25 protein-coding genes and 1 other RNA gene are annotated in these 25,601 nt (G+C 41.6%); 16 read left to right on the forward strand and 10 right to left on the reverse strand.

The annotated features are described in order from the left end of the window. Nucleotides 1-53 precede the first annotated feature (53 nt). Complete coding sequence (gene recA / locus DXX93_RS02770) at nt 54-1,082, forward strand: recombinase RecA (RefSeq protein WP_116006707.1); 1,029 nt, start codon at nt 54-56, stop codon at nt 1,080-1,082. Between the two features lie 336 nt (nt 1,083-1,418). Here the strand turns inward: recA and dolP are convergent, their stop codons facing one another. From dolP to DXX93_RS02795, 4 genes are read right to left on the reverse strand one after another with little or no spacing between them, the layout of a single operon-like run. After that, a complete protein-coding gene (dolP, locus tag DXX93_RS02780; RefSeq protein ID WP_116006709.1) occupies nt 1,419-1,988 on the reverse strand; it encodes a division/outer membrane stress-associated lipid-binding lipoprotein in 570 nt (189 codons plus the stop codon). Between the two features lie 5 nt (nt 1,989-1,993). Continuing rightward, nucleotides 1,994-2,581 carry a phosphoheptose isomerase gene (locus tag DXX93_RS02785; RefSeq protein WP_116006710.1) on the reverse strand — a complete coding sequence of 196 codons (588 nt, stop codon included), beginning with the start codon at nt 2,579-2,581 and terminating at the stop codon, nt 1,994-1,996. Between the two features lie 15 nt (nt 2,582-2,596). Next, entirely contained in the window at nt 2,597-2,971 is a 375-nt protein-coding gene (locus tag DXX93_RS02790) for a YraN family protein (protein WP_116006711.1), read from the reverse strand. Then, entirely contained in the window at nt 2,958-4,787 is a 1,830-nt protein-coding gene (locus tag DXX93_RS02795; protein WP_181902123.1) for a penicillin-binding protein activator, read from the reverse strand. Before DXX93_RS02795 ends, DXX93_RS02790 begins: the two co-directional genes overlap by 14 nt. Before the next feature lie 107 nt (nt 4,788-4,894). Between DXX93_RS02795 and rsmI the strand changes: the two genes are divergently transcribed. The 4 genes from rsmI (at nt 4,895) to DXX93_RS02815 (ending at nt 7,551) form a co-directional block, all read left to right on the forward strand. Then, on the forward strand, nt 4,895-5,746 hold the full coding sequence (gene rsmI / locus DXX93_RS02800; RefSeq protein ID WP_116009812.1) for a 16S rRNA (cytidine(1402)-2'-O)-methyltransferase: 852 nt from the start codon (nt 4,895-4,897) through the stop codon (nt 5,744-5,746). A 6-nt stretch (nt 5,747-5,752) separates the two neighbouring features. After that, nucleotides 5,753-6,154: a hypothetical protein gene (locus tag DXX93_RS02805; protein ID WP_116006713.1), complete on the forward strand. Its 402-nt coding sequence runs from the start codon at nt 5,753-5,755 to the stop codon at nt 6,152-6,154. Nucleotides 6,155-6,209: 55 nt separating this feature from the next. Further along, an RNA gene (gene rnpB, locus DXX93_RS02810) (RNase P RNA component class A) lies at nt 6,210-6,624 on the forward strand. Between the two features lie 261 nt (nt 6,625-6,885). Further along, a complete protein-coding gene (locus tag DXX93_RS02815) occupies nt 6,886-7,551 on the forward strand; it encodes a DUF6538 domain-containing protein (protein ID WP_116006714.1) in 666 nt (221 codons plus the stop codon). 129 nt (nt 7,552-7,680) lie between these two features. Here DXX93_RS02815 and DXX93_RS02820 read toward each other — a convergent pair whose 3' ends face one another. The 3 genes from DXX93_RS02820 to DXX93_RS02830 form a co-directional block, all read right to left on the reverse strand. Next, on the reverse strand, nt 7,681-8,883 hold the full coding sequence (locus DXX93_RS02820) for an IS256 family transposase (protein WP_116006715.1): 1,203 nt from the start codon (nt 8,881-8,883) through the stop codon (nt 7,681-7,683). A 51-nt stretch (nt 8,884-8,934) separates the two neighbouring features. Continuing rightward, nucleotides 8,935-10,088 (reverse strand): IS3 family transposase gene (locus DXX93_RS02825; RefSeq protein ID WP_116006716.1). Its coding sequence is split into 2 segments (ribosomal slippage): nt 8,935-9,845 and nt 9,845-10,088, totalling 1,155 coding nucleotides; the frame shifts between segments, so codons are not numbered across the junction. A gap of 46 nt (nt 10,089-10,134) precedes the next feature. After that, nucleotides 10,135-10,509 (reverse strand): recombinase family protein, encoded by a 375-nt coding sequence (locus tag DXX93_RS02830; protein ID WP_116006717.1) that lies wholly within the window; start codon nt 10,507-10,509, stop codon nt 10,135-10,137. A 932-nt stretch (nt 10,510-11,441) separates the two neighbouring features. On the opposite strand from DXX93_RS02830, the gene DXX93_RS02840 reads away from it, so the two are divergent. After that, entirely contained in the window at nt 11,442-11,816 is a 375-nt protein-coding gene (locus tag DXX93_RS02840; protein WP_116006719.1) for an MvdC/MvdD family ATP grasp protein, read from the forward strand. A 5-nt stretch (nt 11,817-11,821) separates the two neighbouring features. Here DXX93_RS02840 and DXX93_RS02845 read toward each other — a convergent pair. After that, nucleotides 11,822-12,851, reverse strand: a protein-coding gene (locus DXX93_RS02845) for an IS630 family transposase (protein ID WP_374188918.1) whose coding sequence is annotated in 2 segments (ribosomal slippage) — nt 11,822-12,391 and nt 12,393-12,851 — 1,029 coding nt in all. Because the reading frame shifts where the segments join, the coding sequence is not laid out codon by codon here. Between the two features lie 62 nt (nt 12,852-12,913). Here DXX93_RS02845 and DXX93_RS02850 point away from each other — a divergent pair. From DXX93_RS02850 to DXX93_RS02890, 10 genes are all read left to right on the forward strand, one after another. Then, nucleotides 12,914-13,591 (forward strand): ATP-grasp domain-containing protein, encoded by a 678-nt coding sequence (locus DXX93_RS02850; RefSeq protein ID WP_116006720.1) that lies wholly within the window; start codon nt 12,914-12,916, stop codon nt 13,589-13,591. A 73-nt stretch (nt 13,592-13,664) separates the two neighbouring features. Next, complete coding sequence (locus DXX93_RS20750) at nt 13,665-13,817, forward strand: hypothetical protein (protein WP_181902124.1); 153 nt, start codon at nt 13,665-13,667, stop codon at nt 13,815-13,817. Between the two features lie 102 nt (nt 13,818-13,919). Next, nucleotides 13,920-15,161 (forward strand): HlyD family secretion protein, encoded by a 1,242-nt coding sequence (locus DXX93_RS02855; RefSeq protein WP_116006721.1) that lies wholly within the window; start codon nt 13,920-13,922, stop codon nt 15,159-15,161. Between the two features lie 8 nt (nt 15,162-15,169). Then, nucleotides 15,170-17,284 (forward strand): peptidase domain-containing ABC transporter, encoded by a 2,115-nt coding sequence (locus DXX93_RS02860; RefSeq protein WP_116006722.1) that lies wholly within the window; start codon nt 15,170-15,172, stop codon nt 17,282-17,284. After that, nucleotides 17,268-18,368: a hypothetical protein gene (locus DXX93_RS02865; RefSeq protein ID WP_116006723.1), complete on the forward strand. Its 1,101-nt coding sequence runs from the start codon at nt 17,268-17,270 to the stop codon at nt 18,366-18,368. Before DXX93_RS02860 ends, DXX93_RS02865 begins: the two co-directional genes overlap by 17 nt. A 125-nt stretch (nt 18,369-18,493) precedes the next feature. After that, nucleotides 18,494-18,790 (forward strand): hypothetical protein, encoded by a 297-nt coding sequence (locus DXX93_RS02870; RefSeq protein WP_147302633.1) that lies wholly within the window; start codon nt 18,494-18,496, stop codon nt 18,788-18,790. Nucleotides 18,791-18,888: 98 nt separating this feature from the next. Continuing rightward, a complete protein-coding gene (locus tag DXX93_RS02875) occupies nt 18,889-19,572 on the forward strand; it encodes a response regulator transcription factor (RefSeq protein WP_116006725.1) in 684 nt (227 codons plus the stop codon). A gap of 118 nt (nt 19,573-19,690) precedes the next feature. Further along, nucleotides 19,691-21,388, forward strand: a complete 1,698-nt coding sequence (locus DXX93_RS02880; protein ID WP_181902125.1) for a sulfatase-like hydrolase/transferase — start codon at nt 19,691-19,693, stop codon at nt 21,386-21,388. 264 nt (nt 21,389-21,652) lie between these two features. Next, complete coding sequence (locus tag DXX93_RS02885; RefSeq protein WP_116006727.1) at nt 21,653-22,360, forward strand: hypothetical protein; 708 nt, start codon at nt 21,653-21,655, stop codon at nt 22,358-22,360. 399 nt (nt 22,361-22,759) lie between these two features. Further along, the gene (locus tag DXX93_RS02890; protein ID WP_116006728.1) at nt 22,760-23,479 is read left to right on the forward strand and encodes an enoyl-CoA hydratase/isomerase family protein; all 720 of its coding nucleotides are present in this window, start codon (nt 22,760-22,762) and stop codon (nt 23,477-23,479) included. Between the two features lie 264 nt (nt 23,480-23,743). Here the strand turns inward: DXX93_RS02890 and DXX93_RS02895 are convergent, their stop codons facing one another. Both DXX93_RS02895 and DXX93_RS02900 read right to left on the reverse strand, forming a co-directional pair. Beyond that, the gene (locus DXX93_RS02895; RefSeq protein WP_116006729.1) at nt 23,744-24,469 is read right to left on the reverse strand and encodes a LytR/AlgR family response regulator transcription factor; all 726 of its coding nucleotides are present in this window, start codon (nt 24,467-24,469) and stop codon (nt 23,744-23,746) included. Continuing rightward, nucleotides 24,459-25,265 (reverse strand): sensor histidine kinase, encoded by an 807-nt coding sequence (locus DXX93_RS02900; protein ID WP_181902126.1) that lies wholly within the window; start codon nt 25,263-25,265, stop codon nt 24,459-24,461. The genes DXX93_RS02895 and DXX93_RS02900 overlap by 11 nt, the downstream gene beginning before the upstream one ends. Nucleotides 25,266-25,601: the final 336 nt, after the last annotated feature.

Genomic DNA, 25,601 nt, shown 5'->3' on the forward strand with positions numbered 1-25,601 from the left:
TATACTAAGCGCAACTTAACAAATTCACGCTATCGTATTTATTGGAGCGATAAATGGACGACAACAAAGAAAAAGCACTCTCGGCCGCGCTTGGCCAAATTGAACGTCAGTTCGGTAAAGGTTCAATTATGCGCCTTGGTGAAAATCGCAGTATGGATGTGGAAACCATCTCTACGGGTTCACTAGGTTTAGATATTGCGCTAGGTGCTGGCGGCTTACCGATGGGCCGTGTTGTTGAAATTTATGGTCCAGAATCAAGTGGTAAAACGACGCTAACACTCGAAGTTATCGCAGAAGCACAGCGCAACGGTAAAGTATGTGCGTTCGTTGATGCCGAGCACGCGCTTGATCCAATTTATGCCGAAAAGCTTGGTGTGAACATTAACGACTTACTGGTTTCGCAACCAGATACTGGTGAGCAAGCATTAGAAATCTGTGACATGTTAACGCGCTCTGGTGCGGTTGACGTGATTGTGGTTGACTCGGTCGCAGCGTTAACACCAAAAGCTGAAATCGAAGGTGATATGGGTGACTCGCACGTTGGTTTGCAAGCACGTATGTTATCGCAAGCAATGCGCAAGTTAACGGGTAACTTAAAGCAATCAAATACCATGATGATTTTCATCAACCAAATTCGTATGAAAATTGGTGTGATGTTTGGTAACCCAGAAACCACAACGGGTGGTAACGCACTTAAATTCTACGCTTCGGTACGTTTAGATATTCGTCGCATTGGTGCGGTCAAAGCAGGTGATGAAATCGTTGGTAACGAAACTCGTGTTAAAGTAGTGAAGAACAAGATTGCACCACCGTTTAAGCAAGTGGAATTCCAAATTATGTACGGTGAAGGGATTAACAACCTAGGTGAAATCTTAGATCTTGGCGTACAAAACAAAATGGTTGAAAAAGCCGGTGCTTGGTATAGCTACAATGGTGACCGCATTGGTCAAGGTAAGGCAAATGCTACTAAGTACTTAAAAGAGCACCCAGAAGTGGCTCAAGAGCTAGACGGTCGTTTACGTGAAATGTTCTTGGCTAAGAAAACCGAAGGTGAAGCGGAAGCTGAAACTCAAGCTGAGTAATTGCTAGTATTAAATTGGCACGAGTCTGGATTATCTAGACTCTGCATTACTACCGCGTCATAGTAACGAGAAGAAATCCCGCAACTGCGGGATTTTTTTTGCCCGTGATAACCACCAGTTGAGCAACTTGTGCAACACAGCCGTTGAGTTAGATACCAAGTTATTTTTGTGGCCAGCCAATGGGGTAGATAACTTCAAGCGGAGTGCTTCTGATGCCATAGCTAAACGGGCGAACTCATACATTGCGGTACGGTAGTTATCGTTTCATCAGCTTAAATTTAAGCAATAAAAAACGCCACATTAAGCGGCGTTGTTTATAGCTAAAGAGCATCTGATTTACTGATATTCAAATGCCTTAACAACGCGATTGACACCGCCGATGTTACGGGCAATGTTAACGGCTTTATCTGCCTCATTGCGAGTGACTAAGCCCATCAAAAAGACCTCAGCATTTTCAGTGACGACTTTGATGTGATTTGCATCAACTTCATCGCTTTTAAACAATGCTGTTTTTACTTTAGACGTTAACCAAACATCATTTGTTTTGGTGGCAACAGACACTGTGTTGCCTAGTCGAATTTGGTTGTGAATCTGCACCACACCATTAACTGACTTCAACAGTTTTATTGCTTCATCGCGCAAATAGGTATTCGGTGCTTGGCCAACCACGAGAATGGAGCCGTTCATACTCGTGATTTGTAAATTCGTGTTGTCTTTAATGCCTTTGTGTTCAGCAAGTTTAGCGTAACTTTGCAGCTCAATACTTTGATCGTCAATTTGAGTGCCAACCGAGCGGTTGTCAGCAGCAACGGTGGCGCCACCAACAACACCAACCACAGCAGCTGCCACACAGCCTTGTAAAAGTGTTACCGCGGTTACAATTGCGGCGAGTTTATAAAACTTCACAGTAATTATTCACCTTGAGGAAATAGCGTTGTGTCAATAATTTCGCATAAACAGTGGATAACGAGCAAGTGCACTTCTTGAATGCGAGCGGTGCGCGGCGAAGGTACGCGAATTTCAACGTCGTTTTCACCTAACAAGCCTGCAATATCGCCACCGTCGCGGCCTGTTAAGGCGATAATTGGCATATCTCGCGCTACGGCTGCTTCAATTGCTTTGATAACATTTTTTGAATTACCACTGGTCGAGATGGCTAGTAACACATCACCTTCATTGCCAAGCGCTCTGACTTGTTTAGAGAACACTTCATCGTAGTGGTAGTCGTTGGCGATTGAGGTAATTGTTGAGCTGTCGGTGGTAAGGGCAATTGCCGGTAAACTTGGGCGCTCTGTTTCGTAGCGATTTAACAATTCAGAAGAAAAGTGCTGGGCATCGCCTGCTGAGCCACCATTACCACAACTCAGAATTTTTTTACCGTTGAGTAACGCTTGCACCATTACCATGCCAGCCTGTTCAATCGGCACTGCTAGCGCTTCACTCGCGGCAATTTTGGTTTGGATACTTTCGGTAAAGTTACTTTTGATACGCTCTAACATAAGAGTAATGGCTCCTTAAAAGGCATTTTTTAGCCAGGTTATATTCGGTTGTTCAATTGGCCCCTGCAGGGCGACCACATCGAAGCGACATGGCGTATTATATTCATTTAATTGCGCCTGTTGGAGATAAAAAGACGCGCAAAGTTTCAATTTTTGCTGTTTTGATTTGGAAATCGTCGCGATCGCGCCACCGTAATCCAGTTGTTTACGGTATTTTACTTCAATAAATACGATGCTCTCTCCGTGTTTGGCGATGATATCAATTTCACCGTATCGACTGGTAAAGTTACGAGCTAAACACGTTAAGCCTTGCTGTTTGAGATAGTTGGCCGCCAGTGTTTCTGTTTGGTCGCCAATGGATTTGGTCGTGAGGCGTTTAATCCATTGCAATGTGGCGCACGCTATTTTTGTAGTAGCGTCCCCACAACAAGGTACGCGTTAGTAATTGTTCATCAGTCAGCTGCAAGGTGCCCACTTGTCCGTAATGTCGAACATAGGGTTGCTGCTGCATCACAGTAAGTTTATTGACCAGTGCTAGCGAGTCGTAGCCCATAGCAAAAATGCGCTGTAAGCTGTCACTGCGAGTTGGAAACAATTGTTTAGCCACCTTTGCCAATGGTTTGTTTTGGGCTGGGCTCGCCAATAGCCACGGCATTTCGGTAAAGCTCATTCCCGCCAGATCGCGCGTGTCACCTTCATCAACAGCAGCACTGTGGCTACGGCTACTTGCGTAAATGGGAATAGTGTCGGCAAATGGGCTGATGCTTACGTCAATATGGGGTTTAAGTAGCCGTGTTTGCGTTGGTGAACCAACAAGGTAAATCATATCAATATCGCGGCGGTTACGTGTTTCCGCTTTGATGGTGTGTTTTATTCGGCTATTTAAATCATCAATACGCGCTTTACTTTGAAACACACCTAACGCCGATTTCAGCATAGTTTGCATTTTCTTACCTTTGCTAAAAGGCATGAGTTTAGGTTTGTAACCCGTAATACGCTGCCATTCATCCACAAACGCAGTGGCGATACGTTGGCTCACTTGATCTTGGTTGACCAGTACAATCGGCTTTTTATAGTCTTTTCGCGCCAGAGTTGCCGCCGCCTGAATAGCTTCGTCTTCTGGTCGCATAGAAAGGGCAAATTGGTTGTGCTTGAGCGTTTGCTTAGGAGCGACATTAAGCAACAAGGTTGGTAGGTTAAAATCGGGGTTCTCAAGGTAATTGTTCACTTGATCGCGCAGCAATGGGCCAATCACTTGATCAATTTCCAGCGCCTCGAGCTCACTAGCCAGTGTTGACCAATCAAGTGTTTGGGAATCAAAAAAGTGCAATTTTGGCGCGTTTTGTTGTTGGTATGCGGCCAAAATGCCTTGTTGTGCAGCACTACCCGCCGCCTGTTGGCGCCCTGACAAAGGTAAAATAACCGCGATGTGTTGTGCACCCAAGGGCATAAATTTTTCCGTTGCCAGTATCTCGTTCACTAGCCCATTGGCTGGATGCGTTGGAAACTGTCGACGCCACTGGCGCAGATAGCGATCAAAAGCGCTGACATCACCGCCAAAGCGATTCGCATACTTGGTCAACTGTAACCAGCCGCCTAAATAGGGGGCTTTACTTTCGCTAATCGTGGTTAATTGCCAAGGTGCTAGCTGCTGAAAGGCTTGCCACAAGATTTCAATATCTTGTTCGTTGGCCTGCGTATTGTGTGAAAAAGCAAATAATTGAGCATCCAGTGCTTTTACCGGAAAGACTAGTGCTCGATAGCTTGTTGCCGTTAGCTGATAAAAACGTGTGTCTAACCATTCGGTGTAGGTTTGAGCCTTTTGCAGCTGTTGCAAGGCTAATTCAGCCTGTGCCAGCTCAATTAAGGCATCAGCTTTTACTAACAGTAAACGATACTTCGATTCGCTATCTAATGCTTCCGCTTGCAGTTGATTTGCTAACCACAAGGCGTCGAGCGGTTTACTTTCCAACAGCAGCTGTTCGCTTGCCGTGACTAACGATGAAAGTGCCTGTGCGCCGCTTTGCTGTTTGCTCTGCGCAATAAAGTGCTCAGCATTAAGGTTGACTGGCGTTGGCAATGCCTCCGGTTGCGTTGTTTTGACGACGGCTGTTTTTTGCGGCGAGGCGCAACTTGCGAGCAAGAGCAGCAAACAAAAGATGCCAACAGGCTGAATACGCGATAACAGGTGACTTTCTGACTTCACTACAGGGAAATCCGTGGGTTTAAGTGTGAGTTTATAATAAACTTCATCCCAATGACTCTCAACTCTTGCGTACCCTTGTGAGAGATAAATAGTAAAGCGACCGATAAATGACAGATTTCCAAGTAGTGCCCGGCACTTTATATGTAGTATCAACACCTATTGGCAATTTAGGCGATATAACGCAGCGCGCTATCGACGTGCTTAGCCAAGTGGATTTAGTGGCTTGTGAAGACACGCGCCATACGCAAAAGTTACTGAACGCTTTTAGCATTAAAGCAAAGACTTTTTCGCTCCACGATCACAACGAACGCCAGCGCCAAGAGCAGGTCGCTAGTTGGCTTCAAGAAGGTAAGAGCATTGCGTTGGTGTCTGACGCGGGGACGCCGCTGATTAGTGATCCCGGTTTTCACATTGTTAACAGCTTAAAGCAACAAGACTTGGCCGTTGTGCCTGTACCGGGCGCTTGTGCTGCGGTTACGGCATTGTCGGTCTCTGGTTTAGCAACTGATCGCTTTACGTTTGAAGGTTTTTTACCGCCGAAATCGGGTGCTCGACAAAAAGTACTTGCAGCACTTAAAAACGAAACTCGCACTATGGTTTTTTACGATGCGCCAAGGCGTGCACTCGATACCTTAGAAGACATAGTGACGGTAATGGGCACCGAGCGACAAGTGGTGATTGCGCGCGAGCTCACCAAAACCTTCGAAACCATTAAATCAGACTCTGCGGGCAATTTTGTTGATTGGTTGCGCGCCGATCCGAATCAGCTCAAAGGTGAAATGGTACTGATGATTGACGGCTATCAAGCAGACCCTGATGCCATCTCACCGGAAGTGGAAAATACGTTAAAATTACTTATTAAAGAGCTACCGCCGAAAAAAGCGTGTGCAATAACTGCTGAAATTTACGGTCTTAAAAAGAACAAGCTTTACGATCTAACGTTAGCAATGAAATGGTAAGCTGATATGAACATACACGGTGAATGTGAAGTAAGCTGCAATGGTAATATGCTTTTCGGCACGTTAATCGGCAGTTTTAATGAAGACGGCATCACTGTGTATACTGAGCAAATGCATGCACAAGTCATGGGGTTTAATGGTCAACCATTTGTTGTGTTGGTAGATTTAACGCGAGTTGAAGGGGGAACACCTGAAGCCTATCTTCTTCTTGATAACTATAATCAGTGGCTGGCTAAGCAATCTTTAGTCGCAAAAGCTTTACTCTATGATAGCGCTGTTCAGCCTGACATTCTGTTTAGCCGCTCGCCTGCATTAGACTTGCAAAATACCAAGCTCTTTACCGATAGAATTGAAGCAATAGCTTGGTTACAGCAACAACTTGACAGAGCCACTTGGAACAAAGAATAAGCTTAGCCTAATAAGTTACTTTAATTTGTCGGTAAGCTTGTTGTAGAATACGCGCCGAGTTGGCCAGACAATCGCTGCTGATATCTATATATAGGTATTGGGGGAGGAAAGTCCGGGCTCCACAGAGCAGGGTGCCAGATAACGTCTGGGCGGCGCAAGCCGACGACAAGTGCAGCAGAGAGAAGACCGCCTAAGCATTTTCTTGTTTCAAGTAATGCCGGTAAGGGTGAAAGGGTGCGGTAAGAGCGCACCGGGCCACTGGTAACAGTTGGCAGCAGGGTAAACTCCACCCGGAGCAAGACCAAATAGGGTTCCAGTTTGCGTTGATTTATCAATGACAATGATGCGTGGCTCGCGTTGGAACCGGGTAGGTTGCTTGAGCCTTAGAGCGATTTGAGGCCTAGACGAATGATTGTCGCTTTTCTATTTTAGGAAAGATACAGAACCCGGCTTATCGGTTGACTCAAAAATTTTAGAAACCGCTTGTTTTTCTTTATGTTAGACAAGCGGTTATCTAAAATCTCTTATATTTCATATCATTAGATTCAAAAATTGGTACACGGATTGGTACACGCTTTTCATTTTTAACTTCTTTTATTTCTCTTCAAAAATCATCCTAATTTTTGTTTTGGTTAGAATTTTTGCCAGTTAAGATCATTTTAAATTTTCAATTCAGAGCGACAAAAATTGGTACACGGTGTGATACACGGTGACCAACTCAAGCCAAATAGATGAAAGCCGTAGCTGGTAATAAGTACTTATACCTTCGCAAACAGTGGTTTTATTTTCGAATGAGACTACCTAAACGGTTAGGTACTAGGGAAATTCGCTTCGGCCTACAGACACAAAACCTCATTTCAGCCGTTAAACGTGTTGAGCAATTTAAGCCTTATATTCAACAACTAAAACAACTTGTTATCACATCGAAATCATTAGACACTAGTGAAGTAAGACCGCAGTTGATGTTGATAAAGGATGCTATGTTAAAGCAGCTACAAGTAAGTGATGTTGATGCCTTGATTGCTGAGATGGAACAAACTTATTCTAATGGTGCTCATGCTATAAATGTACTAGGTCAAACGGAGTTGTTTAGTGATGACAACCAATTCAAAGAACAACTTTCCTACATAGCTCAAGCCACTGATAATAATATCCGTACCGCACGCCTTAACGAAGTTATTGGTAGTTTGTCTGAAGAAGATAAGTGGCCGTTTATGGATGCTTTGTCTTCAATGGTTAAAGTGTTGGTTAGATTAACTGATGAAGTTGACAATGCTGGTACACAGGAACTGGCAAGACAACTGCTTTTAAACAAAGGCTTTAAAGATGATACATCGTCATTGGCGTTTCGGATGTTGGTCAGCAAAATAACCACATCGACTAATGATCTGCTGTAATTAAACCGGACACTTTGATAATAGAATATAATCCAATTATTGAGTTGTTAAATGACAAAAAGAATAAACAGAAGTTATACGGCTGAGTTTAAACAGAGGGCGTTCAGAATTCTGTGTCAGCCTAAATTGCTAAATATCTAGCACGCCATCTAATCGCCCCTCGAAGTGGATGGCTAATTGCGACAATGTCAGGTTCCAACTGTGGATTGGCATTGTCCATTTCTTCGAAGCGTTCAATATGCCCGCATACAATAATTTCATCAAGCTATTTTCGTTCGGGAAAGCGCCTTTCGTTTTGGTCAATTTCCTAAACTGGCGGTGCACTGCCTCGATAGCATTGGTGGTGTAAATAGCTTTGCGCACGTAGTCTGGATACTTGAAGTAAACCGACAAGTTAGCCCATTTTCTGCGCCAAGACTCAATCACGATGGGATATAGCTTGCCCCATTTAGCATCTAATTCGTCTAAGGCTGCTTCTGCGGCATCTTTGGTCGTTGCACGGTAAACAGGCTTTAAGTCCGCCATAAATGCTTTCTGGTGCTTTGAAGCAACATACTTCATCGAGTTACGAATTTGATGAATAACGCACTGTTGAACCTCTGTTTCAGGATAGATAGTACCAATGGCCTCAGGAAAGCCTTTAAGTCCATCAACACAAGCAATTAAAATATCGGATACGCCGCGATTGTGTAAATCGGTGAGCACTGATAGCCAGTAGTTAGCGCCTTCGCTTTCTGAGACGTATAAGCCAAGTAACTCTTTGCGACCTTCGATATTTATGCCGAGTACGGTGTAAACAGCTTTGCTAACATAACGGCCACTTTCCTTGATTTTATAGTGAATAGCATCAAGCCAGATAAACGGGTACAGCGTATCAAGGCTACGTGATTGCCACGCTTTTAGCTCTGGTATGAGCTGGTCTGTAACGCCTGTTATCGTGGCTTCTGAGATTTCAATGCCGTACATTTCCTGAACATGGCTGCGAATATCACGATAGCTCATGCCTAACGCAAACATGGATAGGATTTTATGGTCAATCTCAGCGGTTAGCTTAGTTTGATTTTTCTTAACGAGTTGAGGTTCAAATGAGCCAGTACGGTCTCTTGGGGTTTCAAGCTCAAACTGGCCTACGGAGGATTTAACCGTTTTCTTGCTTGTACCGTTCTTACGGTTAGGTTGTTGCTCTGAGTCTAGGTGTTGCTCTAGCTCGGCTTTGAGTGCAGCTTCTGTTAATTGTTTAATGAGTGGCGTTAAAACACCATCTTCACCCGTTAACCCTTTACCTGATTGAAGTTCTGCTAATGCTTTGTTGAAGTCGAAAGATTGAGTCATGTGTCATTCCTATTTTCTTAATATTACTGAAATGACACAGATTTCTAAACACTACCGCCGGAACACTTTTCTAAAAGAATTTTCATACTCTACTGGTGACAGATCACTATTAGCTGAATGCAGTCTTTCTAAGTTGTAATACTTCATATAATCGACAACATCATTTTTCATATGCTCACGCGTAGGTTGAGCCACTTTAAGTAACCAATCATGTTTCAAACTGCCAAAGAACCTCTCCACTACTGCGTTATCCCAACAGGCTCCCACATCACCCATACTCGCTCGAATACCAAATTGTTCGAGCAGCTGACGGTAACGCTTACTGGTGTATTGAGAGCCTCGGTCAGAGTGGAATATTAAGCCTTTAGCTGGTTTTCTCAGGTTATAAGCCCTAATCATGGCTTTCATCACTAAGTCAGTCGTCATACGTTTATCTATATGCCAACCAACAATGCGTCGAGAATATAAATCCATCACAACAGCAAGATACATCCAACCTTCGCCTGTTTTTAAATAAGTCACATCACCAGCCCAAATCTGATTTGGCCCCAACGGATTAAAGTTCTGATTAAGCAAATTATCTGCAACTGCATCAGCATGCTTACGCTTCGTTGTTACCTTGTAGGCAACTCGCTGCTTTACTTTTAGGTTTAACGCTTCCATGAGCTTTCGAGTTCTGTGCTTACCAATTTCAAAGCCTTCTTTGCGTAAATTCTTACGTAGTTCGCGATAGCCCAAGCTCTCGCGGCTACGTTTAAACAGTGCTTTAGCTCGCCGATATAAATGAAGCTCTTCTGCCGTAATTAACTTGGCTGGTCGTTTAAGCCATGCATAATAAGCTGAACGACTGACTTGCATCACAGCACACATCTTTCGGACGTCATGAGCCTGACTATTGGCCTTGACGAACCCATACTTTACTTCATTTCTTTCGCAAAGAAGGCGCTTGCCTTTTTTAAGATCTCTTTCTCCATTTTGAGTTCTTTATTTTCTTTTCTGAGCCGTTTTAGCTCTGCTCGTTCATCTTCACTTAACGCATTACCAGCTTGTTGTTGTTCAAGTTTCGCTTTCCAGTTATAAATGAGTTTAGTGGTGATCCCCAAAGAAGCTGAGGCTTGTGAGACCGTATAGCCTTGCTCAGTCACTAAGGCTACAGCTTCTTGTTTAAATTCGGTTGTATAGGTTTTGTTTTTTCGTTTTGTCATTTAACACCTCAATATTGGAACATTGTCCTTTATTAAAGTGTCCGGCTCAATTAAACCAGTTCATGGTTCGCTCAAATTGATATATCCCACCGAGCATAGTTAACATCAACTGTTGCATTGGGTTATTAGTACCATCGAAAATAAAGTTTTCTTTATGAAATTTTAGCGTTATGCCATCAGCGTTAAAGTCTTTAACTAACCTAAGTAAGTCTTCTGTATTTCGTGCCATTCGGCTAATGTCGTGGCAGTGGACAACGTCACCTTCTCGGGCATATTCAAGTAACTGTTTAAGAGCAGGCCGCTCAGTGTCTTTACCGCTGCATTTATCTTCAAAAATTTTATCTAGCTCAACATTCAATAATTGACGCTCAGTATTTTGAAGTACTGACGACACTCGAATGTACCCAATTTGTGCGCTCATAAAAATCACCGTGTAATTAAAATCTTTAAATCCACAGTAACTGGCGATTTTATTGACCTCAAGGGTAAAAGTGCCATATTTTTTCTAGTGAAAATCTTGAGATAAAAGTGACACTTTTGAGTGTACTTAAAACTTGCACCACTAAATTTATCAATGAAGTTTTTAGGCAATAGTTCATTGATAATTAATCAATGGATATCTGATAAATGATTATTGATAAAAGTTGAAGTGGGCAGTTTTTTGTCCTTGTTATTAAGCCCTGCACTGCGGTATCGCTAACTTCCTGAACGGTAGACATAGCATCATGCGGATTGGCGGGTAGAACCCTATTGGCTTTATCGGTAAATCTAAAGCGTTTTAACATAATCAATTCCCTATAATTATTCTAAGGAGTTGATATATATATTTTATAGTCTATTACGCCGAGTGAATAGCTAACACTTACCAAAGTCGATTTTTATTTAACTTGGCTCCTACTTGTATTCCTCAAGAGGTCCCCCAAGAACATGCCTTGCCCACTTATTCCGATGAAGTACATGAAATAGCTAGAAATGGTATGACGATCAATTATCAGCCTTTAGTTAGAGCTAAAGCAATTTATATGCAGCAAGACTTAACTAATAAAAATAATAACTAACTATTTTCAAACAAAGACGTAAAAAGAGCTTATTCTGAAAAATTTAAACAGTGACATGGGCTAGCTAGGCAAGTGATTAATTGATTTTCATCAATTCCTGCACTGAAATTTCGTATCATTAAATCAGCATAACAACTCTTGTCTAGACTAATAAACACAAGGGGTGGAAGGATATTAAAACTATATCAAGATAGTAAAAGCAACCGACTAACAGTACTAAAGGCTATTGCTTTGATAATTTTTCTATTGTAGCTTATGACCTGTAACGGATGATATGAAAAGCAATGGATGCTAAATGATACTTATACTTTCCCCAGAAAATGATCTGCACTCGATAACTGTCCAAAAAGCTCTAACATTAAACGGCATTGACTCTTTAATCTTCGATACATCTAGTATTTCCTTGAGCGGCTCAGTTAATTTTACATACCAAACTGGTAAGGCTGAACTTTCTGTCGATACGGGAGAAAATCATTTCCATTTAAATGATGTTAGTACCGTTTGGCAGCGACGTCCATTCTTTCCTGTAATACCAAGCATTGTCGCAAAAGAAGACAAAAAGTTTGCTTGGCAAGAACTAAAAACAGCTACCGATTCAATTTATCAGTTTCTGTCCAATGCCTTTTGGGTTAATCCACGCCAGTCTCGAGCGATTACTGATACCAATTGAAATAATTATCTGACCACTTGAATCCAATCGCGAGTACAAAGTTTTTTCACTCTATCAATATCCGAAATGAATGTGTTCCAAGCGACTGAAACCTGCTCTACTATTTCATCAAACCCGCTGAATACACGATTAGATAAGCAGTGCTGGCGTAACCATTGCCACACTTGCTCAATTGGGTTTAGCTCTGGTGAATAGGGTGGCAACTTGATTAGCGTAAGATTAGAAAATGGACTAGCTGTATCCATTGTATGCCACCCCGCACCATCAATGATAACCACCGCATGTCTACCCTGAGGTGTAGCTTTGGATATTTGAGACAAGTGCTCTGTCATCATCGCTTTATTGACGAGCGGCGTAATTAGCGCTTCGGTTTGGCCTGTTGAAGGACAAACAGCACCAAATAAATAGCCATAGTCAAACTGCTGCTGCCTTACCACTCTGGGGCGACTCCCTTTCTTAGCCCATAATCTTGTCACTTGGTTTTGCTGTCCAAAACGCGCTTCATCTTGAAACCATACATCAATGTCTTCGGGCTGAACGTGCCATGGAGTGTTACGGATCGTTTCCAGTCGGAAGGTTTTTAAAAACCGCTTGGGCTTGTTCGGATTGCTTAGGATGCTTGGAGCGGCTCGTTATCCAACTAAATCCAAGTGCATGTAATAAGTGGTAAATATTGCGCAGTGAATAGGAGACATCAAATTTTTTATCGATGAATTTTTGAATATCTTCCCCAATCAGCCTGCCACCACTGTCTTTTTCGACATGAGATAACACAAATGCTGACAATTGGTTCAGTTGCGCTTGTGATAGTTTCGAGGGTCTACCTGTATTTACTTTGGTTTGCAGCCCTTTAAGCCCACCAGAGAGATACTTATTAACCCATTTATTAACACTACCGCGAGCAACACCAAGCAATTTAGCTATTTGTGCTCTATTTTGGCCGAGTGAAAAGTGATAAATGGCGAGCAATCTTATTCGGACTCTCGCATCACTCTCTTGTTGGGCAAGTTTTTTTAATTCTATTGGTTGATGCATGATGATCTAATCATTGAAAAATCATAACTATTAGATCACATGTTTATTTCAATTGGTATGACTTGAAACCATATCAACTTAAGATAGCACTAGAAACTGGCTTTAGAATTCCCCCTACAATTATTACAAACTCATCAAAGCAGGCTGCGGAATTTATTAGAAAATACCCAAAAGTAATATATAAGCCATTAAATGGGTACGTATGGGATGAATGTCAGAGTTATGCTACTTATACCTCTCTTGTTAAAGAAAATGAGCCAGCTTTAAAAAACGTAAGCCTTTTCCGCTCTACCCCGAGTATTTTCCAAAAGCAAATCAGAAAAAAATTTGAAGTAAGAGCCCAATTTTTTGGTGCGACCTGCTTTGCAGTTAAAATCGATTCCAACACAATAAAGCTGGGAGAGCTTGATTGGCGTCGACATCAAGAAGACTTAAAAGAATTCCAAGAGTTTGACCTTCCAGACAAGGTATACGAAAAATGTCTCAAGCTTATGAATCGGTTAGGAATTGTTGTTGGCGCGTTTGATTTTATAATCGATAAGGATGATGTTTGGCATTACTTGGAAGTCAATGAAGCTGGTCAATTTTTATTTCTAGAAAAGTGGTGCCCACACTTACCAATACTTGACGCATTCTGTGAATTTTTGACGTCAAATAAATCTGACTTTTTATACACAAAAAAACATAAGAAAGTTATCAAATTGGAAGATGTTCAAAAGGATTTAGTCGAAGTGGCATAGCCATTTTGACTCACAAAAGCACAATAACGTGCATATTAAAGTAACAATGATGTTACACAAAAAGGAAACAAAAATGGAAAATTATGAAAATGAAGAACGTGTACTAGGTCGTGTACTGTCTATTGAAGAAATGGAGCAAGTAAGTGGAGGGGTGACTACACCTAAAACTGACGGATGTGCAGATGAACAAGGTAATGATGTCGAATGCCCAGCGATGCTACCATAAAGTAGTCTAACTCTAAAAAAGAGAGGCCGAAGTAAATTCGACCTCTCTATATTTCCGAATAGTCCACCAAAGTTTGAAACATTTGTATAGAGAGCAACATTTTTGCATTCTTTATTTAGGAAAGAAGTCTTTGAAGCAAATAATAGCCGTTTAATTGGCGATGTGAGCTTGATTCAACCTGCTGTTTTTACCAACTTAGCACTTATAGTACTCACATTTTTACTAGTTAGTACTGTATTTCTTTTTTCAAATGAATATGAAAGAAAAGAACGAGTCCCGGGGGTTATAGTTCCTGATAAAGGAGTCATAAGAGTAAAATCACATACGAGGGGTTTTATTAGCGAGATGCTCGTTAGAGAACAATCTCTAATTAGTTTTAATCAGCCTGCTCTAACAATCACATCTCAAAAGGTAGACTCCCGAGGTGTCGATGTTAATGATACGCTGAAAAAAAATTATACTCTTCAGGTTTTAAACATGGAGGAAGAAATCGAGAGAGCTAACGAAAAAAGTAAAATAAAAACTAGGCGCCTTCATTCCTTAAAATCAAGCTTAGAAAGTGAGTTAGTCCTATTAGAAAGAAAAATAATAATAATGGACTCGAGACAAGCTACCAATAAAACGATAGTTGATAAGATGGCATTATTAAAAAATAATGGTCATTCGTCCGAACTTGAACTAAGTAGACAAAAAGATATTTTATTGAAATTAAATCAAGACGCAATAACCCTGCAAGAAAAACATATCAGCTTAAAAAATAAAATTAGTGAGATAGAAATCGATATAGACCACTCTTTGTTGGAAACTCAATCCCGAATAGCGCAATTAAAGCGAGACATAAATAAAATTAAATCATTGACCGCTGAGCTCTATTTTGAATCTTCTTCAGAGATAGTGGCGCCTCAAACTGGCTTGGTTACAGCGATACTAAAAAAAGTAGGTCAAGAAGTTAAGCCTAATGATACGCTATTTTCGATACTGCCCAAAGGCAGCCATCTAGAGGCTGTTATATATGTACCAACCTCGTCTTTTGGCTTTGTAGAAGTAGGACAAGATATACGGATTAGATATCATGCATTTTCTTTTCATCATTTTGGAGTATTTAAAGGCAAAATAAAGGAAGTAAGTACTAACGTTGTTTATCCCGAAGAAAGTGATATCTCAAGTTTTATCAAATATCCTAGTTATCGAGTGGTTGTGAGTCTAGAAAAAGAGTTTGTGGAAGCATATGGAAAAAAAATCAATTTACGAGCCGGTATGACTTTAGATGCCGATATTATAATCGGGAAAAGATCATTAATTGAGTGGGTATTTGAGCCTTTCTTTATTACAGCCAAAAGTTAGATAATTAAATGAATAGACTATTACATGAATGGCCCCCCACAAAAAAAATCCCTTTGATTCTTCAGGCGGAAATCGCTGAATGTGGCTTAGCTTGTTTGGCTATGATCTCAAGCTATTTCGGCAAGAAAATAGACCTTACTACGTTGCGACGGAACTGCAAAGTTTCCGCCACAGGGAGTAGTTTGAAGGATTTAGTATACTTTTCAGGGCAATTAAGCCTTTCTTCTCGTGCTTTAAAAGTAGAACTAAAGGATCTAAAGCACTTTAAACATCCATGCATTCTTCATTGGGATCTAAGCCATTTTGTTGTATTAAAGTCCGCCAATGATAAGCACGTTGTAGTGCATGATCCCGCGTTTGGTGAACGTACATTGACTTTAGAGGATGTTTCTGAGCACTTCACTGGCATTGCTTTAGAGTTAACGCCAACAAAAACATTTATCAAAGAAGATAAAACTAGAAGACTTCGCCCTTCAGATTTTTGGTCTAAAATTACAGGGCTCACGAAATCCATCGCATTGATTCTAATGCTTTCTTTATGTCTGCAGTTTTTCCTCCTTGCTAGTCCATATTATATCCAGCTTGTTATTGACAAAGTAATTCTTACGGCAGATGTAAATCTTCTCAATCTTATAGCGATTGGATTTGCGTTAATTTTAACTTTCGAAGTACTAACGCAATTAGTAAGGTCTCTATCTTTAATTCATTTTAATCAATCGCTTAGCGTTCAGCTCGCAACAAACTTATTTCACCATTTGATAAGATTACCTTTGAGTTATTTTGAAACTCGAAATACTGGAGATGTGATATCAAGGTTTAACTCACTTCAACAAATAAAACAGACATTATCAACAGGGCTTGCCGAGGCAGTAATCGATGGTTTAATGGCTATTTTCACCTTAATTATGCTTGCTTTTTATAGTATAAAATTGACGGTTATAGTTGTGTTAATAGCAACAGTCTATGCAACATTATACTCTTTATTTTATAGGTATTATAGACAGATCTGCGAACGAGAGCTTGTAGCTAAAGCAGAAGAAAACAGTAACTTTATAGAAACAATAAAGAGTATCCAAACCATTAAGGTTTTTGGTTCTGAATCTAAAAGAGAATCATTGTGGCAAAATAACTATGTGAATATCACCAACCAAGCTATTAAGCTAGGAAGGTTTAAAGCCTGCTTTGATGCGCTTCATCGACTTTTCTTTGGTATTGAAAACATTATCGTTGTCTTCATTGCTGCACACATGGTGATAGGTAGTGGATTTAGTACCGGTATGTTGTTTGCTTTTCTTGCGTACAAGCATCAGTTTTTAATTAAAACCTCAAGCCTTATAGAAAAATCAATAGAACTTAAAATGCTTAGTGTACACTTTGACCGACTGTCAGATATTGTACTGACTCCAAAAGAAGCGTCTCTTTCAAATCAAGATTACTTGCAAGTAGATGGGAGCATAGAGCTGAAAAATGTTAGCTTTAGGTATAGTCATACCTCACCTTATATATTAAAAAATCTTAACATGACAATAAAAAAAGGGGAGAACATCGCTATAACAGGACAATCGGGTTGCGGGAAATCAACGTTGTTAAAATTGATGCTCGGGCTGGCAGAAGTCGAAAGTGGAGAAATCCTGATTGATGGTGTACCTCTCAACCAAATAGATAAGACAGTGTATCGAAATCAGGTAGCCTCAGTAATGCAAGATGATAATGTTCTATCCGGTTCTATTATTGATAATATTACTTTTTTTGATGCTAATGCTGATTTAGAACTAGCAAAAGAATGTGCCAGATTAGCGCATATTGACAAAGATATAAACTCGATGCCTATGGGATACAACACCCTTGTAGGCGAGATGGGCTCTATTCTTTCAGGTGGTCAAAAACAGCGATTACTCCTAGCTCGAGCACTATATAGGAAGCCTAAAATACTCTTTCTAGATGAAGCAACTAGTCACCTTGATGTCAACTTAGAGCATCATATAAATGAATCAGTTCAACATCTGGAAATTACAAGAATAGTGATAGCTCATAGGCCAGAAACAATCATGTCAGCAAATAGGGTAATAAACCTAAAGGAATCAATGAATCCAAGAGAGAAAAATAATGCGGAATGTGCATAAATTACTACTAAAAAAAGTCTTGTTTATTTTTTTCTGTACAAGCTGTATTGCAATAGCTGCACAAATACCTGTAATAAGTAATACAAGTCAATTGGTTCAATTTGATACGCGAGACTCCTATAATTTTTATAGTATATATCTGGAAGTTGATGAAATAGAAGTAGCCCTGTATGAACAGGTCGAGGATATCAATTTTGATAAAATATATATTATGATGGCTACTAAGCAAGGTGATGGAACATATAGTCAAATTAAACTTAAGATAAATGGCCGAGCTCCGGCATATAACTACTTTACGCTAGTTGGTTACGAGCAAAATAATGCAAAAACATGGCTTTATGTAAGTCTTTCCGATGGATATAAAGAACCAGCAACTCTTTTTAAAGCAAGATTGTCGTTGGATGGAAATTTGAATGACCTGAAAAAAGTTGAGATAGAGGACTATTTGGTAGGTGGTAGTTGGCCAAGGATAAGGAAGTTAAATAATGGAAGCAATGCAATTGCCTATCGAAAAGCGAAGTGTTGCGACTTAGGGTTATTGATAGGTTCTGATAAGGCTTCTTACAAGCCACAACTGGCATATAAACAAAAAGGTGCCATGCCTGTTATAGCCAGTTTTGCTGATAGTAGTATGATATATACATACCAAAGAAGCTTTCCAACAACTAATCACAAAAAACCTAAGTATGTTCAAAAGTCTAGGCTTAAAATTTATAATGGTGAAAACTGGTGGCCTGAATTACTGGTATCGGAAATGGTTTATGAGGTGCACGACGCGTACCCTTTTGAGCGGCTCGATGGGAAAATTGATCTTTACTACTCTCATAGTGGGCAACGAAATGACGGTCAGTTATCTTTATGGCGACGATGTATTGACAGCTATGGGAATTTAGGTGAAGAACAGTTGGTTGTAGGAAAAGAGATCGGAAATATTGCTAAGGCTTACCCATATCGAAAAGTAAATGGCGACATCGTACTAATGTTTATTGAGCAGGGAGGTGATATGAATCAGGGTGCAATACAATTTATGGGAAATTTGAGTAGCGATGCTGTTTGCAACCTCACACAAAACTTGAGTCAATAATGAGCTTTAGGGAACAAGAAAAATTTAAAGGACCCTTTATCACAGAGGCAATCTCCTGTTCGCACTGTTCGGACTACTATTTTGTTTTGAACGTGATGAGGCAAGAACGAGACCTTTGTAAGTTCATGACAAGTAATTTAATCAACAAAATTCAAAAATTCACGCATGTAAAATTCAAGCTAAAACAATGTGTTATAACTAGTGGCAAAGCTAGCTTATCGGCCAACTCACATATTCCACAAGCCCTTGCAGCAATGCAGGGGCTTTTTCGTTTTACGGGCGTCAAAAGTAACCACTGGCAGCAGGGTGCTAAAACTTCTCGGCACCCGGAGCAAGACCCAATAGGGTTCCATTCTCTTTTACTAAATCTTTTATTTTCAACGGCTAAACGTTGGTCTTTTCACATCGCTAATGTAAATTAAATTAAAAAATGGCTGAGATTAATCGTACCCCCATACTTTTTTCATATTCTCTCCATGTTTTGATGCTTAAATCGCGGTAATTGGGAAGTTGTGCAGTAATGAAAACGATTTTACTTGTTGAAGACGATGCCGATATCGTCGAGTTAATTCAGCTTTTTCTGAAAAATGAAGGCTATCAAGTGGTACATGTTGATGATGGCGCTGAGGTTATTGGCAAAGTGCACGCTGTTCATCCCGATCTGATTATTATGGATATTATGTTGCCGAACGTCGACGGCTTGGCGTGTACACAGGAGATCCGCAAATCTTTCAACGTACCCATTATTATGCTTACCGCGCGTGTTGAGCAAACAGATAAACTGACGGGCCTAGAAACTGGGGCTGACGATTACTTGTGTAAGCCGTTTGATATTCAGGAACTTTTACTGAGAATTAAGGCATTGCTGCGCAGAACAGAAGGGCAAGTGCATTACCAGTCGTGGGTGATTGACGAGGATAAGTTAACGGTGGCGTTTAACGGCAATGTACTCGATTTTACGGTTGGCGAGCATCGCCTGTTTACCTTGATGTACAACTCACCTAATCGCGTCTTTTCGCGAGAGCAAATCATCGAGTTAATCTACGCTGATTTTCGCGATATTACTGACCGCGCGATTGATAGCCATATTAAAAATTTACGCAAGAAATTAAAGCAAAACAGTATTGAACCTGCCCATATTCAATCGGTTTATGGTGCCGGATACCGCTTTAACCAAACGCCTGTAAACAAGCCCAATGAGTAGTTGGTTCAAGGCAAGTTGGGGACTGTATAAGTTGCGTAATTTGTGACGTCGTTGCCTTGTAAGCTTGAGGGCTGAGCAAGCATTTAAGTCAGAAAAAATAAATGTAGAGAGGATGGTAATGAATACTCGAGTTTTAGTCGCATTTTACGTGCTTATTTTTCTCTCTGCCTGTGGCGGTGGCGCTGGTGGCTCGACAGAGCAAGTAGCTACGCCGCCAGACACAACGTCCCCGGATACTAGTACGCCGCCAACAACACCCGCTAACAGTGCGCCAACCGGCAGTATTATTTTGGTGGGTGAAGCGGCTGTGGGGCAAACACTTTCATTGACGCAAGACTTAGCAGACGTGAATGGCTTGGGTAATTTCAGTTATCAGTGGCGACGATTGCTCAATGGCAGCCATCAGGTTATTGCTAGTGCAACAGCGGCTAGTTACCAAATAACTGAGCAAGATATTGGCGCGAGTTTATCGGTACAAATTAGCTACACCGATGGTGATAACTTTGACGAAGTGGTGATCAGCCCTGAAAGTACTGTTGTGACGACACCAGATGCTGTTGGCAATAATGCCGGCAAGCCTAATATTTTATTGATCATTGCTGACGATCTAGGGCTTGATGCTTCCGCGCAACACAACTTGTCTATCGACTTGCCAATGACGCCTAATCTAGACGCCTTAGCGGCTCGCGGCCTAGTGTTCGACAATGTGTGGGCAACACCAGCGTGCACGACAACACGCGGCACAATGATCACTGGGCAACACGGTATTCACAGCGGTATAGACTTTGTACCTGCGGTGATGGATGCCAGTACCCACACGCTGCAAAGGCAAGTTAAAAGCCTTGATAGCGACTATCAGACCGCTGTCATTGGCAAGTGGCACTTAGGTGGCGCTAATCCTGATTTAACGCACCCAACCGACAGTGGCGTCGATTATTACGCCGGCACTATTGCGGGAACCATCAGTGACTATTTCCAATGGCAGTTAACCGAGATGGGCGAAACCAGTGAGCGCACGGATTATCACACCACAGGTATTACTGACTTAGCGGTTGATTGGCTCGCCGAGCAAAACCAGCAAGAACGCCCTTGGTTTTTATGGTTGGCCTATGTTGCTCCCCATTCGCCATTTCACTTGCCGCCCGCTGAGCTGCATACGCGCTCAAACTTGACTGGCACTGCATCAGATATTCAAAGTAACAGGCGCGAATATTACTTGGCTGCGATTGAAGCCATGGATAGCGAAATCGGGCGATTGTTAGCGTCGCTGCCCGACGATGAGCGAGACAACACCTTAATTATTTATCTAGGCGATAATGGCACACCTGGCGGGGTAATTGATGCTGGCGTGTTTAGCAGTAGCCACAGTAAAAATTCACTGTACGAAGGTGGCGTAAGAGTGCCTATGCTCACTGCGGGTTTTGGCGTAGCGCGTGAAAATCAGCGCGAAGCTGCACTGGTTAATAGTACCGATATTTTTGCCACGATTAGCCAAGTCGTTAGTGCAGCGGACAGTGGGCAAAGTGACTCTCTAGCTGCCATACAGATCAATGAGAGTTATAGTTTCTATCCCTTGTTTACAAGCGCTGAACCGCCGCTGCGTGAATTTAATTACACCGAATTTATACGCGATGGTGTAACGGGGTGGGCGGTGAGAAACCAAGAGTATAAGCTACTGGCTTTGGATGGACAGCCGCAAGCGCTGTATCAAATCAACCAAGACATCAATGAAACGCAAAACCTTATTGATGACGATAGTTTGTCGGCTATTGTTGCTGAATTAAATGCCGAAGGCGCTCGCATTCGCGGAGAGTAAACCTTGTCGGCGCTGTATAGCTTTTTTAGGACGAGAGCATGGCTTGAGCTTGCTCTTGTTCTGCTGTTGATAACGCTTGTTGCTAGCCAGTCAGTGCGTAACCAGCTAGTGCATGACCAGCGCGCTCACTGCGCTAAACCTTGTAGAACTTGAACTGGTTTTATCCATTTTTCCTCCATATTGCATTGCTAAAGTCAAAATCGCGAACAGTTAACAAACTTTTGTTTGTCGTAAACTGCCTGAAAGATAAAAGGAATCTTGGCAATGTATATAAAAAAAATACTTTCTCTACTACCTTGTTTAACCTTACTTTCTTTAACCCTGCTTGGCCTGTGCTCACCAAAGAGCTATGCCGGTTTGATTAGTGACTATTCGCTTGATAGCGACGCCAATATAGTCACAGATTCAGGCAATAATTTAGAGTGGCTGCAATGGTCTCAAACCCGCCGTATGTCTATTGATGATGCCTTGGCGGCATACGCTAGCGATGGTTGGCAGTTGGCGTCTGGCATGCAAATGGCTGAATTATTTAATACTTTTGATTTCAGTTATGGCAGCTTTGTGTGGCAAGACGGACAGCGTAATTCTTACTTCTCGCCTGCGGATGGCAGTATTGAAAGTGAAGATGATCGAGAATTAGTCTTTGTTTCACTGTTTGGCGACACCCTTAACCGAAGTGGTTGGCAATACTCGGGCGCTTTGTTTGATTACGGCACTATCAACAATAATTACGATTGGGCATATGTCAGTGACGATTGGGGCAACAGAGATGACATACCTTCACCATACAACCCTGGCACTAATGCCCTGCAATTTGATCGACTGGCTACGAGCCTCGTCAGAAACGGTCTAGGTGTAGCACTTGTTCGTACAACGGAATCAACACCTGTGCCTGAGCCTAGTTCGACTGCTATTTTGCTGTTGGGATTAGTCGCGCTAAGGCTTTGGCAGGTAAACGCCACTCATCAGTAGCCGCTGTTTGGCTAGGTATACAGGGTGAGTAGTTTCGGCCAATAGCACCGCCTGTTGGCCTTTTCTTTACGTATTCTTCAACCAATCAACGGCCTGCTTTCGCTTAATTTGTCCTTTATTCCTGCTCAACCCATTGTTTTCTTATCACTATCTCACTCACGACTATTTTACTGGTGCCAACTAGCTTCTTTATCGTGAGTTGCTGTGCATTCGCTTTTGACTGCTAGTTTTTACTATTAGGAATCAATCTTGACTTGTGTCAGATTGATAATCTGGGAATAATGATAGTTACCTGACAATTATTGGTATTTCGCACTTTGTCGCCAATTTTCGCCAATTGTCGCCGAGAACAAACGATAAAAACGCATTCAGATAACAACAACTATAGTGAGCAACACCATGACAACAACCACACTAACTAGCCAAGGCAGTGTCGCGATTATCACCATGAATAATGGCGAAAATCGTCACAACCCAGCGTTTGCAAAAAGCATGAAAGCACAACTTGATGCCGTGCTTGCCGACAGTAATCACAAAGCTCTGATCATTACCTCAAGTGATGAAAAAAACTGGAGTTTAGGTATTGATGTGGAGTGGTTGATGCCCGCGATGGCGCAGCAACAGTTTGACGAGGTAAAAAGCTTTATGCACGGCATGGATGATGTCTTCAAAACGCTATTGCTTTACCCCATTCCGGTTATTGCTGCGATCAATGGTCATGCATTTGGCAACGGGGCGATTTTAGCGTGTGCATGTGATTTTCGTTTGATGCGTTCGGATCGCGGCTTCTTCTGTTTCCCTGAAGTGGATCTCTCGATTCCATTTTTACCTGGCATGATCGCCTTTGTGAAAAAAGCTGTACCTTATTACCGCTTTAATGAAATGAAGTTAACCGGTCGTCGCGTTGGTGCTGACGAGTTAGCACGCGATCATGTGATAGAAAAAGCTTGTGAAAACAACGAGCAGTTACAAGCCGCTGCGCTAGAATTTGCGCAACAGTTCGACAAAAAACGCGGTATTTTTGGTGAGCACAAAAAGCGTTTACACAAAGAAATTATTGAGATCATTGACTCGCAAAACCAACCGCTGATCGATAATTTACAATTGATGGTCAAATAACGAGAAGGGGGTAAGCAGTACATACGATTTCAGCAAAAAAATTGTATTTATTCATGCTAACCCTCGTTCTAACAGTTGTTGGTCGAACGATCTGATCGTTGAGCTAGCCTTTAGTTCACATATTTATCCTGAGCTGGGTTAAGTAGCTTTCAATAATACGATTCACCCAGAGCACTTGAGATAAGTGCTTTGAGTGGTGACATGCTTTGATCAAACAGAGCTTGCTAGGCGGACTCGCGTAGGCATTTACGGCTCGCAAGTCCGCTAAAACCCTGCAAAACCAAACATGTCTTTTAACCGACCGGACTGTCTGCGGGAAATTTCTACCTGTTCGCCGTCAGACAGATTAGCTAAGAGACTTGAATTAACATTCTGCTCTATGGTTTCAATGGCATCGAAACGCAAAATATCACTGCGGTTAACGCGAAAATAGTCGTTAGTATTGAGTCTTTTCTCGACTTTATTTAAAGAACTCTGAATATAGGCTTTGCCTTCAGTGGTATAGAGCGCAGCGTGGTTACCAATGGATTGAAAGCGGTATATCTGCGATAACTTGATGATCTTCATCTTATCTTGAAACTTGACCATCAGTTTGAAGTCGTCATTGAGCAAAGTAGTGTCAGGAGTAGCCGTTTGAAACTTGCTTAAACACTGGTGCAAACGTGCTGGGTTGATAGGCTTCATCAAGTAATCAGCGGCGTTCAATGAGAAGGCATCAACAGCGAATTCATCGTATGCGGTACAAAACACAATTTGTGCGTCACACTTGTGTTGAGCGGCAATTCGTTCGGCGAGCTTTATTCCGTTTTCACCGGGCATTTCGATATCTAAAAATAGTATATCTACCTTTTGCTTAGACAATATCTGCATTGCCTGCTCGGCATTTTCAGCCTCACCAACAATATTCATATGTGCAAAAGGCTTTAATAGTCGGCGCAGTTCAGCTCTTGCTAGTCGCTCGTCATCAACGAGTATTACGTCAAGTTCCATAGGGTATCTTAATTACTGCTTGGTATTCGTTATCGTATTTGCGCGTGTTAATACAGGCGCTTTGGCCAAACATTAACGTGAGTCGTTGGCGCAAATTATCGAGCCCCAATTTGGCGCCATCGACATTGGCAAGCGCACAAAAGGGATTAGTGACAGTTAATAGCCAATACTCTTGTTCTCTAGTGGTTGTCAATTTAATGGTGCCACCCTTAGTCAGGGGGGCAATGCCATGTTTAACGGCATTTTCGAGCAAAGTGAACAGCGCCATGCTGGGCAACTGGACGTGCGATAAATTAGGGGAAATTTCAAACTCAATGTTTAAGCGCTCACCAAGTCTACTTTTCTCAATAGCCAAATAGCGTTGGCAGATGGTTAGCTCATCGTCCAGAGTAACGGTACTTTTGTTGGCTGATGATAAATTGTATCGAAATAACTCAGACAACTGCGTGATAACTTCGGCTGCTTTGTCTTTGTCCTCATAAATCAAGGCTCGAATGGTATTCATCGAATTGAACAGGAAATGCGGGTTAATTTGCGCTTTTAAGTTTTCCAATTGCTGCTCTTGAAGTTTTAATTGCATCTGTTGCTCTAGACGTCGGCCAGTCACAACGAGATAGCAGGTACTCCACAATGTGAAAAAAACAAACATGGCACTTGTTTCAAGGATAGCTTGTTGATTTTTATTGATGGCATAGTCGCCATTGCCTGAGTTTACTTTTATCCCTGAGCTGGTCCCACCCACAGCAGTATCAAATCTAGGCTCGTCGATGACGGTATAGATAATGGCAGCAAACATAGATAACACCACTAACAAAACTGCTTGAGCCGATTTTTTACGAAGCTTATTCCCCAACCGATTATTCAGTTTTTTAAATATGAATCGAATAGCAAAATGCGCGATTAGGGTAAACTTGAAACTGGTGATAAATACGTTAAGTAAAAAAAACAAGTCAAATTGCACATCTGGCATGATTAAGAATTGAGAGATCAGACCCGCAACGCACAAACAACAAAATACTACAAATTGCAGAAGGTAATACAAACTAGGGACTAGCATTTAAAAAACCGTATTTATGTAAATACAACAACGGGATGAAGATAAACAAACATCCCGAACGATACAATGGCTCAA

It is taken from the genome of Thalassotalea euphylliae (genome assembly GCF_003390335.1).
Classification (GTDB): Bacteria; Pseudomonadota; Gammaproteobacteria; order Enterobacterales; family Alteromonadaceae; genus Thalassotalea_F; species Thalassotalea_F euphylliae_B.

Excerpts from the sequence above, each read along its gene's own strand:
- recA (WP_116006707.1), top strand. The coding sequence starts at position 54 with ATGGACGACAACAAAGAAAAAGCACTCTCGGCCGCGCTTGGCCAAATT.
- DXX93_RS02785 (WP_116006710.1), bottom strand. The coding sequence starts at position 2,581 with ATGTTAGAGCGTATCAAAAGTAACTTTACCGAAAGTATCCAAACCAAA.
- rsmI (WP_116009812.1), top strand. The coding sequence starts at position 4,895 with ATGACAGATTTCCAAGTAGTGCCCGGCACTTTATATGTAGTATCAACA.
- DXX93_RS02805 (WP_116006713.1), top strand. The coding sequence starts at position 5,753 with ATGAACATACACGGTGAATGTGAAGTAAGCTGCAATGGTAATATGCTT.
- DXX93_RS02815 (WP_116006714.1), top strand. The coding sequence starts at position 6,886 with ATGAAAGCCGTAGCTGGTAATAAGTACTTATACCTTCGCAAACAGTGG.
- DXX93_RS02820 (WP_116006715.1), bottom strand. The coding sequence starts at position 8,883 with ATGACTCAATCTTTCGACTTCAACAAAGCATTAGCAGAACTTCAATCA.
- DXX93_RS02830 (WP_116006717.1), bottom strand. The coding sequence starts at position 10,509 with ATGAGCGCACAAATTGGGTACATTCGAGTGTCGTCAGTACTTCAAAAT.
- DXX93_RS02840 (WP_116006719.1), top strand. The coding sequence starts at position 11,442 with ATGATACTTATACTTTCCCCAGAAAATGATCTGCACTCGATAACTGTC.
- DXX93_RS20750 (WP_181902124.1), top strand. The coding sequence starts at position 13,665 with ATGGAAAATTATGAAAATGAAGAACGTGTACTAGGTCGTGTACTGTCT.
- DXX93_RS02860 (WP_116006722.1), top strand. The coding sequence starts at position 15,170 with ATGAATAGACTATTACATGAATGGCCCCCCACAAAAAAAATCCCTTTG.
- DXX93_RS02865 (WP_116006723.1), top strand. The coding sequence starts at position 17,268 with ATGCGGAATGTGCATAAATTACTACTAAAAAAAGTCTTGTTTATTTTT.
- DXX93_RS02870 (WP_147302633.1), top strand. The coding sequence starts at position 18,494 with ATGACAAGTAATTTAATCAACAAAATTCAAAAATTCACGCATGTAAAA.
- DXX93_RS02875 (WP_116006725.1), top strand. The coding sequence starts at position 18,889 with ATGAAAACGATTTTACTTGTTGAAGACGATGCCGATATCGTCGAGTTA.
- DXX93_RS02880 (WP_181902125.1), top strand. The coding sequence starts at position 19,691 with ATGAATACTCGAGTTTTAGTCGCATTTTACGTGCTTATTTTTCTCTCT.
- DXX93_RS02885 (WP_116006727.1), top strand. The coding sequence starts at position 21,653 with ATGTATATAAAAAAAATACTTTCTCTACTACCTTGTTTAACCTTACTT.
- DXX93_RS02890 (WP_116006728.1), top strand. The coding sequence starts at position 22,760 with ATGACAACAACCACACTAACTAGCCAAGGCAGTGTCGCGATTATCACC.
- DXX93_RS02895 (WP_116006729.1), bottom strand. The coding sequence starts at position 24,469 with ATGGAACTTGACGTAATACTCGTTGATGACGAGCGACTAGCAAGAGCT.
- DXX93_RS02900 (WP_181902126.1), bottom strand. The coding sequence starts at position 25,265 with ATGTTTGCTGCCATTATCTATACCGTCATCGACGAGCCTAGATTTGAT.